Origin of the sequence: Roseofilum capinflatum BLCC-M114 (genome assembly GCF_030068505.1) — a bacterium.
In the GTDB taxonomy this organism is placed as follows: Bacteria; Cyanobacteriota; Cyanobacteriia; order Cyanobacteriales; family Desertifilaceae; genus Roseofilum; species Roseofilum capinflatum.
Genome location: NZ_JAQOSO010000093.1, coordinates 1 through 12321, shown reverse-complemented (window position 1 = coordinate 12321; position 12321 = coordinate 1). Strand labels below are relative to the sequence as shown.

The 12321-nt window shown below is 46.2% G+C and carries 9 protein-coding genes and 2 pseudogenes; 4 read left to right on the top strand and 7 right to left on the bottom strand.

What is annotated here, in order from left to right; translation table 11 throughout:
- Positions 1–56: 56 nt before the first annotated feature.
- Positions 57–170 (bottom strand): annotated as a pseudogene (locus tag PMG25_RS18080) (porphobilinogen synthase); the annotation flags it as partial.
- Positions 171–270: 100 nt separating this feature from the next.
- Here PMG25_RS18080 and PMG25_RS18075 point away from each other — a divergent pair.
- Positions 271–1224: a transposase gene (locus tag PMG25_RS18075; RefSeq protein ID WP_283768290.1), complete on the top strand. Its 954-nt coding sequence runs from the start codon at positions 271–273 to the stop codon at positions 1222–1224.
- 120 nt (positions 1225–1344) lie between these two features.
- Here PMG25_RS18075 and PMG25_RS18070 read toward each other — a convergent pair.
- From PMG25_RS18070 to PMG25_RS18060, 3 genes and pseudogenes are all read right to left on the bottom strand, one after another.
- Positions 1345–1458 (bottom strand): annotated as a pseudogene (locus PMG25_RS18070) (DUF433 domain-containing protein); the annotation flags it as partial.
- 51 nt (positions 1459–1509) lie between these two features.
- Positions 1510–2247 carry a ribonuclease III gene (gene rnc, locus PMG25_RS18065; protein WP_347178877.1) on the bottom strand — a complete coding sequence of 246 codons (738 nt, stop codon included), beginning with the start codon at positions 2245–2247 and terminating at the stop codon, positions 1510–1512.
- A gap of 128 nt (positions 2248–2375) precedes the next feature.
- Complete coding sequence (locus PMG25_RS18060; protein WP_283768287.1) at positions 2376–2618, bottom strand: HNH endonuclease; 243 nt, start codon at positions 2616–2618, stop codon at positions 2376–2378.
- 370 nt (positions 2619–2988) lie between these two features.
- On the opposite strand from PMG25_RS18060, the gene PMG25_RS18055 reads away from it, so the two are divergent.
- Positions 2989–3207 (top strand): DUF433 domain-containing protein, encoded by a 219-nt coding sequence (locus PMG25_RS18055; RefSeq protein WP_283763545.1) that lies wholly within the window; start codon positions 2989–2991, stop codon positions 3205–3207.
- A 1-nt stretch (position 3208) separates the two neighbouring features.
- A complete protein-coding gene (locus tag PMG25_RS18050; protein ID WP_283753455.1) occupies positions 3209–3529 on the top strand; it encodes a DUF5615 family PIN-like protein in 321 nt (106 codons plus the stop codon).
- Between the two features lie 32 nt (positions 3530–3561).
- Here PMG25_RS18050 and murQ read toward each other — a convergent pair whose 3' ends face one another.
- Together murQ and PMG25_RS18040 are read right to left on the bottom strand one after the other, a co-directional pair.
- Positions 3562–4473: an N-acetylmuramic acid 6-phosphate etherase gene (gene murQ, locus PMG25_RS18045; protein WP_283768285.1), complete on the bottom strand. Its 912-nt coding sequence runs from the start codon at positions 4471–4473 to the stop codon at positions 3562–3564.
- Between the two features lie 4 nt (positions 4474–4477).
- The gene (locus PMG25_RS18040) at positions 4478–4879 is read right to left on the bottom strand and encodes a DUF3110 domain-containing protein (protein ID WP_283768284.1); all 402 of its coding nucleotides are present in this window, start codon (positions 4877–4879) and stop codon (positions 4478–4480) included.
- A 94-nt stretch (positions 4880–4973) separates the two neighbouring features.
- Between PMG25_RS18040 and PMG25_RS18035 the strand changes: the two genes are divergently transcribed.
- A complete protein-coding gene (locus PMG25_RS18035) occupies positions 4974–11291 on the top strand; it encodes a translocation/assembly module TamB domain-containing protein (RefSeq protein WP_283768283.1) in 6318 nt (2105 codons plus the stop codon).
- 109 nt (positions 11292–11400) lie between these two features.
- On the opposite strand, the gene PMG25_RS18030 is transcribed toward PMG25_RS18035, so the two are convergent.
- A complete protein-coding gene (locus PMG25_RS18030) occupies positions 11401–11979 on the bottom strand; it encodes a cyclic di-GMP-binding domain-containing protein, MshE-related (RefSeq protein WP_283768282.1) in 579 nt (192 codons plus the stop codon).
- Positions 11980–12321 lie beyond the last annotated feature (342 nt).

Sequence of the window (12321 nt, the reverse complement as noted above, 5' to 3'; positions counted from 1 at the left end):
AAGTCTGCAACGCCAGGGCAACAGCTTTAGCGAAATAAGTCAAAATCAGATCAGCGAATCACATCCAGATAGGCCAAAGCGGGTTTCACCATTACTATGTCTGCCCCTTCTGCAATGTCTAGCTCCACTTCCTTCAGGGCTTCTCTGGCATTTGCTGCATCCATTTGATACCCCTCTTCTTTCACTCTGGGAAGAGTATAATAAAGAAAAAAGGCTGAAAGCCTGATCAGAACTAGGATTGCACCAAGAGCGGTTCAACCGACCCTCTCTATGATTGATAAATATTGCGATTTCTATAGAAATCTATTTTCAGATGTTAGAAGTTATGAGGCATTCAAGGAACTTCATGTAGGGATATTATCGGATATAAAACGAAAAACCTTACCAGGGATAGCTCAAATCAATGGATTAAAAAATGCTCAAGGATTGTATCGTTTTTTGACTCAATCACCTTGGAAAGTGTCAGAATTAAGAGAAAGAAGAATAGAGCGGTTAATTAAAGCATTGAAAGGGAGTGAGTATATGGTAGCTATACGAAGTAATCATGGGGTCTGGCTTCCTCCTGGAGCAAGGGTAAGAGCGAATCGATGGAGAAAATTCGAGCGCATTATGAGCGATGAAAAAAAAGAAATTCGCTACGTGCGAGAAATTATTTTTGGGCAACGAGGTAAGCCTACTTATTGGGAAGTGACAACAGATCCTCAGACCTTACCCGACAATTCTACCAGCTTTGTCATGAGTAATATTCCCCACTTGAAATACTCAAACGTGGGAAATATTTATGGAGAAAGAACTTGGGTTGAATATGGCTTTCGACAGTGTAAACATGAATTAGGGTGGGCCGATTTTCGCTTGACTCATTATCCTCACATTGAACGATGGTGGGAAATGATTTGTACGGCCTACTTGTTGGTTACATTGATGGCTCCTCCTTTCATTTCTTCTGCTTCACAACCACCAACTCCTTCCGAAGAAATTTTGATTGAAGCGAGTCATCAACATCCCCATTGGGACTCGAATAAAAACTGGAAGAGTGGCTTAAACAATCTCCGTCTACTTCTTCTTCCTTTGATGTGCTTTAACTTAATTCTCTCTTGGTTAGAGGTCTTTCCTATTGGTCACTTATCTTTGGGATTCCCACGATTAATTTCCTTGATTAATCTTGCTGGTCTTGCCCTCTTTCCTCTCTCCCTTGAGCCTGATTTCTTATTTTTCTCTGCCTAGAGTGATAGAAGAGGGATAACTTTTTCTTTTTTCTTTGTTTAGGGTTCATCGTCTTGAGCGCCTGGATTGAAGTTGATCTTGATCCGAGAAATATCAAGAGTCTCAACTCAATTCTACTCGCTCTAGCTTTAGAAAATCCAAAATATCATACAGCGTAATTCGGCTGCCTTTAAGGGTTAATCCACGCTCTGTGCGAATAATCATCTCTTGTGTTTCTGAAGTCTGAGTAATCATGAGCCTTAAAACAGATGGTATCTAAAATTATAGCCTAAAATGAAAGATGAATTAGATAATTCCCTTTTCCTTCAACTTTTTTAGGGCATAAGTCGCCGCTTCCTTTTCTGCATCTTTTTTACTGCGTCCTTTGCCTCTACCCCAGGCTTTATCACTAATAAAAACTGTAGACATAAATTCTGGAGCATGATCCATACCGCCGATTTTTTCAGTCACATATTTGGGAGGAGTTTTGGCTCCCTTCGCTTGGACTAATTCCTGCAATCGATTTTTTGAGTCGATGTTGGAACGAGCAATCATTTCCTCTTGAGGCACAGAATCGAATAGTTCTTCTATTACAGGACGGACTTTTTCCATATTTTGATCGCAATCTAAATAGTAAGCCCCAACAATAGCTTCAAAGGTACTACTGAGTAAATTTGGATTTTGATACCCACCTTCTTTGATTAACCCTTGACTTAGACGCATTCTCAAATCTATACCCACTTCAACCGCAAATCTAGCCAATTGTTTTTGATCGACTAAAGCAGAGCGCCGTCTGGTCATTTCATCTTCTCCCATTTCCGGATAGCGCTGATAGAGATATTGACCACTGATAAAGGTCAAAATAGCATCACCAAGAAATTCTAAGCGTTCATTGTGTCCTATGGCTCCAGGATTTTCATTCACATAAGAACGATGGGTTAAGGCACGATGGAGAAGTTTTTCATCCTTAAACATCAACAGTTTGTGAAAGTGGCTATCATATTCTTCCAGTGATTTTTGCTTTTTCCTTTGTTTTGAACTCATCTCTTGATGGTCTATATCCAAGGTCATAGATATGGTCTTTTTGATAATTTATTGCCATCCTCTATTATACTGTATATTCAATTCAAGTAGAGGACAGGTTTGAAACCTGCCCCTACGACAACAGTAGATTACCTCACTTTCTTCCTAAAAGATTGGGGAGGAAAAAGGCTATGTCCGCGTTGATTATTGCAGGAAAAACAGGAAATACGCAGATTTTCTAAAGAGTTAGAACCTCCATGTTTTTTGGGAATTAGGTGATCGAGGGTGATTTGTTCGCGGGATAAAATGCATCCACACCAATAACACCGGGTTGGAGAGCCAAACTGTTCAATGAGTTTGGCTCTTTTATTATGTTTTTGTTTGGAATTCATAGTTGATTATTCCAATGTATAGTGAATTGGAATATCGCGTGCAAGAGCAAGTGACGCTTAAGTAAATAAGCGACAGTTTTTCTATGACACCTTAGTAAACGTCTCAAACTTACTACCTTCAACCCTCAAACCAGTGCAGATCCAGTCTGCTGAACTACCAGTTATCTGAAGGACTCATTCCTTATTCAGATCCATGCTAGGCCAGAATACTGGACTTGCACTAACCTGAGAATCGGAGGTAGTATCCATGAGACGAACACTTATGGATATTCTTGCCTTCGATTATGACACAAAATAATCTTTAATGTCAAGATTCTCAGGTATACATTGATAAAATAACAGAGTTTAGACTATGGGAGATGCCAGAGGAATGCTTAAAGATAGCTCACTGATTACTATATCCCCTGATATCATGAGTGGAACGCCAGTGTTTGCAGGCACTAGGGTTCCGGTGCAAACGCTTTGGGATTATCTCAAAGCAGGTGAATCCATTAATGACTTTTTAGATGGATTTCCCACAGTGACTAAAGAGCAAGTGATTCAGGTTCTTGAAGAAGCGGGAAAACACATTTTTGGTCAGGTTGCCTAAGATGAGAATTCTGTTAGACGAATGTATCGATCGTAAACTGGCACGAGAGTTCGTTAATCACGAGATCATCACTGTCCCTCAGATGGGATGGTCTGGAATAAAAAATGGTCAGCTCCTTTCCCTTGCGGAAATAGAGTTTGATGTTTTTCTTACAGTGGATCGCAATTTGCCATTTCAGCAGAATTTACCACAGTTTGACATTGCAGTAATTGTGTTGCAAGCAACATCTAATCGTTTAGTAGATCTCCAGCCTTTAGTACCCTCAGTTTTAGCTGTTTTAGAGCAGGCAACAAAAGGGCAAGCAACAATAGTGAGCGCTTAACCAATTAACAGAATTTTTTACTAAAGCATATTCTACTCACGGGTAGAATATGCTGCCAAAGCCGATCGCAGATTTCCGTGGTTTTGATCCAAATACTCTTGAGCCATTGGAGCCTCGCATCCTGTCCAAGCCATCAGTAAAGCTACCTTAACCCGTTGTCCGCTCTGATCTAAAAGTTGCTCACATTGCGATCGCCCCAAATCTGTTAAATCCTCTAAAATGCGTAAAGCGCGATCGCGTAACTTCGTATTCGTCACCGCCACATCCACCATCCGGTTCCCATACACCTTACCCAACCTCACCATCACCCCAGTAGACAAAATATTCAGCGCCATTTTCGTCGCCGTTCCCGCCTTCAGGCGCGTCGAACCCGCCAAAACTTCCGGCCCCACTAACAAGCGAATGTCCACATCCACCGCCACCGAAACCTGCTCCACCGGCACGCAAGCCATAAAAATCGTCGTTGCCCCCTGCGCTTTCGCCCCCTGTAACGCACCCTGAACATAGGGCGTTGTGCCGCCAGCCGTAATGCCCACCACCACATCCTTTGAGCCGATCTGGTACTGCTCAACCACCTGCACCCCATCCTCAAACCTGTCCTCTAAGCCCTCAGAACTGCGGACTAAAGCCGCTTCACCCCCCGCCAAAATCCCCTGTACCATCTGGGGGTCAGAACAGAACGTGGGCGGACATTCAGCCGCATCCAGCACCCCCAAGCGGCCGCTCGTTCCCGCCCCCACATAAAACAACCGTCCCCCATTTTGAAGGGCGATCGCCGTTCGGTCAATCGCTTCAGCTAACTGTTCCTTCGCTTGGGAACAAGCCGCCACCGTTTGGGCATCCTCCCGGTTAAACAGCTCCACCAACTCCACCGTCCCCAGTTCATCCAGCGTCAAACTTTGAGGATTAATTTGTTCCGTTAACAGATGACCCCGATTTTCCATAGTCTTATAACAATCCTTCCAAATTCTTGCGAATGCGATCGAGTTCCTCCGAACTCATATCCGACTCAGACTCCTCAGCACTCGGTACATCCGACTCTTCCTCACTCCAGTCCAAAGAATCCACATTACTATCTGGAGGAATCACCAGTTTACCCTCACCGATCCACTCAAAATCTAGATCCGCCTCTACACAAAACTGCTTAATCTCCTCTTCATCGATCGCCTCTACACTAGGAGAAGGAAAATCCTGAGCCTCTAACTGCAAAGCAAATCGAGTAGCATCATCTTCCATCTCAAAGATTAAAACCTTATTTCGCACTTGCCTAGGATCGGGGTGGGGAACCTTAATTGTATGAATCCCCTCATTTTCCGTGCCGACATTAAACAACAGGACATAAACTCGCATAAGCTACTAGAAGTTAACGCTCCCAAATTTAACATTTTCCCTTATCTTATAGCAGTTAGGGGATAGGGGGATAGAGGAATGGGGAGATGGGGAGATGGGAAAATCGCCTATTGCCTATTGCCTATTGCCTATTGCCTATTCCCTATTCCCCATTCCCTATTCCCTATTCCCTGGGCAACTATGGCATGATCGAGACAGGTGTGAGTATTCAGAACGGTGTGAGGACATGACGAGTAATAATGATTCCAATCAACTGCCAGAATCCGATCTTGAAGCAATCGATGCTGAAGACGAGCAATGGGAAGAGGAGGACGAGCCAAGACAATGGCGACGTTGGGCTGGCTTCGGTTTAGGAGGGGTGGCGCTCTTGCTCGTGGCGGGAGGAGGCTATGGTTGGTATTGGGTGCATAATGGACTGGGCCCCATGGTAGCGGAAGCGTTGAGCAAAACCGTCAATCGTCCCCTAGAAATTGGCCCGGTAGAGAGGGTGTCATTGAATAGTATCCGCTTTGGCCGTTCTGGACTGCCCGCAACTTCGACAGATCCGGACAATGCTACGGTAGAAGCGGTAGAAGTGAAGTTTAATCCCATTGATGTGATTGACAATGAGATTAATCTGGATCTGACTTTAATTAATGCCCAAGTTTATTTAGAAGAGGATGCAGAGCGTCAATGGCTGAATCTGGACATTACCCAGGAAGAGCCGAAAGAAGGGCAATTTAAGATTAATGTGATTAAGGCTGGGGTGCAAAATGCCACTGTGGAGTTGGTTCCCTGGAAAGGAGAAGGGGCGAGTCTTGAACATAGCGTGACGTTTAAGCCGATTCGCGCCACTGCTGACTTTTTCGATGAGTATAATCGAATTCGCTTTGATGCAACTGTGGCTCAGGATAGCAGTCCGGGAGAGGTGCAAGCCAAGGGAGAATTTTTGCAGCAGGAGCAACGGGTAAGGGTGCAGGTGCGATCGCAAGATCTAGACCTGATTCCCCTGACTAACTTAGTTCCCAATTTACCGCCAGAAGTAGCATTAACGGGCGGTACAGTGAATGGAAATCTCAATGGACAGATTAATTTACAAGATATTCAAGGCTCTTTGATTAATGGGACGCTCTTCGTCAGTGAAGTGGCGGGACAGTATACTTTACCAGAGCCTACCCCAGAAGAGAATCAGCAGGAGGAGCAACCAGAAGAGAGCGAAGAAACCCCTCAATTTGATATCACCCAAGTTCCCTTGTATCTCTCCCAAGGGGCATTTACTCTACAATTCCAGGATCAGTTGGTGGTGGTGGAAGAAGGATCGATTCTCTATGCAGATGCCATTCCCCTCACCCTAGAAGGGGGGATTCATCTGCAACAGGGAATTCAAGTGGTGGCTTCTTTGCCTCCGGTGACGTTTGAAACCCTAGAGGAAACGATAAAGACCGAATTGCCCGTAAAGGCAACGGGAGAATTCCAAGTGAAGGCTAAGTTAGAAGGGCCGTTTGAGCAACCGTTGCTGGTGGGATTGTTGGAAACGACGCAACCGACGCAAATCGATCGCCTGGAATTTACAGAAATTAGCACCCAATTTGCCTATGCTAATTCTACGATCGCCGTTCAAGACCTGAAATTGGTTCCTACCCTGGGCGGCGAAATCCTGGGCCGGGGAGAGTTGCAACTCCCGGTTAGTGAACCCGCAGAAGAGTCGGAGACACCTGAAAGTAATGTAGAGGCTGGTTCACCCAGTTCTGAGTTGGAAGAGGAAAATTTGGCTGAAAGTGCCCCGAATTCTACGCCCGCAGAAAACACGAATCCTAACGTGCAACAACCCTTTCTCGTGTTTGAGGCACAAGGGCAAAATGTGCCTGTAGATGCGATCGCCCAACTCTACCAAGCACCTACCGAGATTACCCTGGGAACCATTTCGCCGCAACTGCGGGTGATGGGGCCTCTGAATGATGTACAGGCGATCGCCCAAACCGATCTCGCTGGGGGACAAGTGCAAGCTGTTTCCCGTCTGATTGGTTTAGATATCGGAACCGATCCCGTAGAAACGGACACCGTAGGGGCGGGTGTAAGGGCGGGTTCTGCACCATCTGGGTTGGAAGACGAAACGACAGGTGAACCCGCCCCTACGGGTGAATCTGCAACACCATCAACACCCAAAATTCCCTTACAACTGCAAACCGAAATTAGGGCGGAAAATGTGCAAGTGGCCAGCCTTTCTCCCCTGGTTCCCCCGCAACTCGCAGTTCCCTTTACTGGGGGGGCGCGGATGATTGTCCCCTTAGAAAACTTCAGTCCTGAACGGGTAGAGGCGATCGCCGAAGGTCAGTTAAATATAGCCGGAGGACTGGTGAATGTATCTGGGCGTTTGCAGAATAACCAAATTGCCAGTTTAGTGCAAGCTAATAATGTGCAATTGGGGCAATTTCGCAGCGAACTGGAGCAATTTGTGCCCCCAGAACAATTTCAACTCCCCTTTGCAGAAGCTGCACCCTTTACCGGAGTGGTGGAAATTGTCGGCCCCGCCGATAACCCCAATCTGGCAGCGTTTCAAGCACAATTGCAAGGTACGCTGGATTTAGCCGGAGGTACAATTAGAAGCCGTGGCTCCTTAGAGGGTGGACAATGGGAAGCTGCCCTAGATATTAACCAAGTGCAAGCCACGCGCTTGTCTCCTCAGTTACAGTTAGCGGCGAGGGAACAGGCCTTTCTGCAAACTCCTCTGAGCGCAACCGTGAATCTCAGAGGGCCGGCGAATAATTTTTCACCGGCGGCGATTGTGGCGGAAGCGAGAGCCGATTTAGATATTGCAGGAGGTCGGGTGAATGCGATCGCCCAAGCGCTTAATGGAGAGTGGCGAGCCTCTGTGCGAGCCGATGGGGTGAATGTTGACCAACTCTCGCCCCAAGTGCCGGCCGATGTGCCCCGTTTATCCTTTAGTGGGGTTGCCAATGCCCAGGGGCGCTTAGATGAGGTTTCGCCCGATAGTATTCTGAATAGTGTGTTTGCCCAGAGCCAAGGATTTGTAAATGTGGGTAATAGTGTGGTTAATGTGGAGGCGATCGCCCAGCAAGGCCAATGGCAAGCGCAAATGAATGCCGAACAGGTGGAATTAGATCAGTTGGGTTTAGCCTTACCTGCTGAGTTCCAACGGCTGACGGGTGCAGGGCAAATGGTCGCGGGGGGACGGTTGGATAATTTCGATCCCACCGCCATACAAGCTCAAGCAGAAGTTTTACTCTCCAAGTTACCGATTTTAGAACAAGGGCCGTTTCTCTCTCGAATGGTCTGGAATGGTCGCTCTTTGGATATCATCGCCGGGGCAGGTTCGGTGGTTGTACCGTCCTCTTCTTCCCAGTCCCCCGTAGGGGCGGGTTCATCAAGATCTCCATGGGGAGACCCCAATATCAGTGAACCCGCCCCTACAACAACCGCCGCCACACAACCCCGTTCTGGTCTACAAGTTGCTGGTCAAATTGTGCCCAATTTCCAGGATTTAATGGCTTCTCGGTATAATTTTAATGCTGAAGTTGCGGATTTTAATTTAGCCGCCCTGCCCTTTACCGTGCCCGATGCTGTAGCCGTGCAAGGTCGGGTGGATTTTGGTGGACGGATTGCCGGAACAGGATTACAGCCCAGTTTAGACGGGCGGATGCGCTTGCGAAATGTGGTCGTGAATCAAATTGCTTTTGATCCGGTGATTGAGGGGCCAATCCAATTTACACCCAGTGAGGGAGCGGCGATCGCCTTAAAAGGAGAATCAGACGAGATTTCCGCAGTCCTTGACCCCACATTTATGCCAGAATCCTTTACGTTTAAGGTTGGGGAGGCGATCGCCACCGGACAACGCACCCCAGCCTCCGAAGGCTCCCCCTTAACCAATTTCCAGGTCGAGATTGCCCAATTTCCCCTAGATTTGGTCAATCTCGTTCCTACAGCTAATCCTCTAGGCCCCGTTTCCGGTCAAGTTTCCGGTAATTTTAACCTCAGTTTCCCCCCAACCTTCGATCCCATGGCAGTCATTGCCCAAGGAGAACTGACCGTGGATCAACCCTCTATTGGTACAGTCGAGGGCGAGTTACTGACGGCTAAATTAAACTATGCTGGAGGTCAAGGACAATTAACCGAGACTCAGTTAAAGATTGGTGAGAGTGAATATAATCTGCAAGGAGCAGTGAATCTGAACGATCTGAGCGATCCCCAATTTGAAGCCGAAGTCAAAATTGCCCAAGGGAGCGTGCAAGATGTGCTGCAAGTCTTACAGATTTTTGACCTAGAAGACATTGCCCAAGGCTTTGCCCCTCCCACCGGAAGAGCCGCCGATCTAGGCGTTTTGACCTTCGATCAAGGTGAAGAGAGAAGCCTAGAAAATCAGTTGCGTCGCTTCTCCGAAATTCTCAGATTACAGGATCTACGACAACAAGAGCGCGATCGCCTCCCCATTCCTGCCCTAGCCCAACTTCAGGGAGCATTTGATGGCGATATTAAACTTTCCGGTTCCCTCAAACAAGGACTCTCAGCCAACATCGATTTATTGGGTGAAAACTGGGTCTGGGATGAATATAGTTTTAACCCCATTATTGTCAAAGGCACATTAAAAAATAATGTCCTCACCTTACTCCCCGTTCGCATTGAATCCAATGAAGGATTAATCACCTTTTCCGGCCAAGTCGGTGGCGAACAACAATCCGGTCAGCTCAAAGTTGAAGACGTTCCCGTAGACTTAATTCAGAAATTTATTCCCGATTTACCTGTAGATTTAACCGGAAAAATAAATACCACTGCCACGATCTTAGGCGGAAGCATCCAAAATCCCCAAGTCATTGGTAAATTAGATTTGTCTGATGGCACATTAAATGAAGAGCCAATTCAAGAAGCAACTGGTAATTTTTCCCTCACCGATGGACGCTTACGGTTTGGCGGTAAACTCTTAGTTACCGGAGATTCTCCAGTTACCTTAACGGGCAGTATTCCCAGCCCCCTCCCCTTTGGTTCTGTCTCTCCCATTTCCCAAGAAATCCAGTTAGACTTGAACCTCGAAAATGAAGGGTTGAGTATCTTAAATGTTCTCACTCGTCAACAAGTGAATTGGGTGGCAGGCACAGGAAATGTCAATATCAAAGTTTCCGGAACCGTCGATAATCCGAACGCAGTGGGAGAAGCTACCATTGCTGATGCCACCCTACAATCTCAAATCCTTGCAGAACCCTTGAATAATGTCACAGGAAAGGTTCAGTTTAACGGTGAAAAGGTCTATATCGAGAGTCTGACCGGAGATTTTAGCAAAGGAAAAGTGCAAGTTTCTGGTTTAATTCCCCTAGCCGATCCAGATTTACAGTTATCAGAACAAGAAGCCAATCTCCCCCTGAAAATTCAGTTAGAAGAGATCGATCTAAACTTCCAAGATATCTACAATGGGGGCGTAAATGGCAATATTGAAATTGCGGGAGCTGCCTTAGAGCCGGTACTGAAAGGCAATATTCTCCTCACTGAAGGTAAGATCTTTCCGGCAGAAGCCACGAAACTCCAAAAAACCGATCAACCCGATGCTGCTCCTTCTTCTAATCCATTAATTCCGATCTTTAATGGCTTTAATATTGATTTAACTGATGGAATTGCGATTTTACAACCGGGTTTTGTCGATATTCGGGGAGAAGGAACCCTCACTATTAATGGCCCACTTGATGATATCCGTGCCGATGGTGAAATTGATATTAACCGGGGATTTATCAATATTATTGCTACCCAGTTTCGTATCGATCGCGAACATGAGAATAAAGCTCGGTTTATCCCCAGTCAAGGTTTAGATCCTGATCTAAACTTGCGCCTAGAAGCCTCAATTTCTGAGGTCAAAGGCAGTCGGCAACCAGAAGTTGTATTCTGGGGACAAAATGAAATTGATGATACCCCACCCATAGATAACAATGAGACGGAAACAGTACGCATTCAAGCCGCAGTGACTGGGCCAGCTTCTCGGTTAGAGAGTAACCTGGAATTAACCAGTTCTCCAGTACGCAGTCGTTCCGAAATTATTGCCCTGATTGGCGGTGGTTTTTTGAATACCATTGGCGGGGGTGGAAATACGACCTTAGCCCTGGTGAATATTGCCGGATCGACCGTGTTATCAAATCTGCAAACGACTCTGGGAGACGCTCTAGGGTTGACGGAGTTACGACTCTATCCGGTAGAAGATCGATCGCACCAAGGGGCGATCGGTTTAGCAGGAGAGGCAACGTTAGATATTACCGATCGGTTTTCTACCTCTTTAGGTAAAACTCTAACCTCTACCGATCCAGTTCGTCTGCGGTTGCGCTATCGCTTGAGTGACAATTTAGTGTTGCGGGCAGCGACTGATTTAGCCGGTGAAGAGTCAGGACAACGCCGGACAGATAGTCGCTTTCAGTTTGAGTTTCGCAAGCAGTTTTAGAGCGCTCCGCCCGGTAATAGGTAATGGGTAATTGGAGGAGTGCGGGCATCTTGCCCGCTTCTCTTTTCCCATTTTCATGTCCGCTTGCGGAAACCGGACTTGGCATTAGTCAAAGTTTACTGACAAAGAAATCAACGGTTTGCTGATTCAACCATCCGTGACGAACGGCAATTTCTCCAAATCTGAGACCCGTTTGGGATTGATAGGTCAGGATAGTTTGAATTTGTTCTTCATCTAAGATGCCTGCACCTTTAAGGGATTGTCCGAGGGGTTGTTGATAACTCTTGAGTTGGTGGAGTCGTTCGGCGAAAAAGTCGGCGGTTTCCGATTTAATCCATCCCCACATGGCGGAGATTTCCCCAAAGCGTAGATCGTGATGCTCTTGTTGGTAGGCTAAGATGGCTTGGACTTGGTTGTGGGTAAGGAGTCCGGCTTCTTCGAGAGCTTGGCCAATAGGTTTTGAGGAAAGGATGGGTTGTTGTTGTTCTATATGAGAAATACTAACGTTTAAGTTGGGAGTTGTGTCAATTTCATGGCTAATCCACAAGGGCCAGAATAGGACAATCCATCCTAAATGTTGAGAGTGGTTTGGGTTTGCAACCTCTCGATCTTTGCGTGCGCTGGTATAGCAGATTGCCCCTGAAAATACATAGGATATCAGAGCATAAGCCATGAGGAATGTACTCATTTTTTTTCCCTTGAAGAAGGTTTAATTCTGATCTTAAGAGCAATCATACCGCAATTTTGCTGAGAGGTTTACAGTAAGTCTACGAGACTTTTTATTAACTTCAAATAAAGTTTGGATAAATTTACTGTTTTTAGGTGGAATTAAGTTTAATAATTATGACTAATTACTGAGTAGGGATCAACAGCCGTTGACCCCTACGATTTCTGGTTAACCTGGACTATCTATGAATACAGCGCTTCGCGCTGTTATGGTGTACAGTCTTAAAGGCTCAAAGCCATGTACTACAACCCGTTACAGTCGAGCAAGAAGTCGCCTTCTTGCCCTCTGCTTCAAAACCGTGCG

Coding starts and splice junctions, on each gene's coding strand:
- PMG25_RS18075 (WP_283768290.1), top strand. CDS start 271: ATGATTGATAAATATTGCGATTTCTATAGAAATCTATTTTCAGATGTT.
- rnc (WP_347178877.1), bottom strand. CDS start 2,247: ATGAGTTCAAAACAAAGGAAAAAGCAAAAATCACTGGAAGAATATGAT.
- PMG25_RS18060 (WP_283768287.1), bottom strand. CDS start 2,618: ATGAATTCCAAACAAAAACATAATAAAAGAGCCAAACTCATTGAACAG.
- PMG25_RS18055 (WP_283763545.1), top strand. CDS start 2,989: ATGCTTAAAGATAGCTCACTGATTACTATATCCCCTGATATCATGAGT.
- PMG25_RS18050 (WP_283753455.1), top strand. CDS start 3,209: ATGAGAATTCTGTTAGACGAATGTATCGATCGTAAACTGGCACGAGAG.
- murQ (WP_283768285.1), bottom strand. CDS start 4,473: ATGGAAAATCGGGGTCATCTGTTAACGGAACAAATTAATCCTCAAAGT.
- PMG25_RS18040 (WP_283768284.1), bottom strand. CDS start 4,879: ATGCGAGTTTATGTCCTGTTGTTTAATGTCGGCACGGAAAATGAGGGG.
- PMG25_RS18035 (WP_283768283.1), top strand. CDS start 4,974: ATGGGAAAATCGCCTATTGCCTATTGCCTATTGCCTATTGCCTATTCC.
- PMG25_RS18030 (WP_283768282.1), bottom strand. CDS start 11,979: ATGAGTACATTCCTCATGGCTTATGCTCTGATATCCTATGTATTTTCA.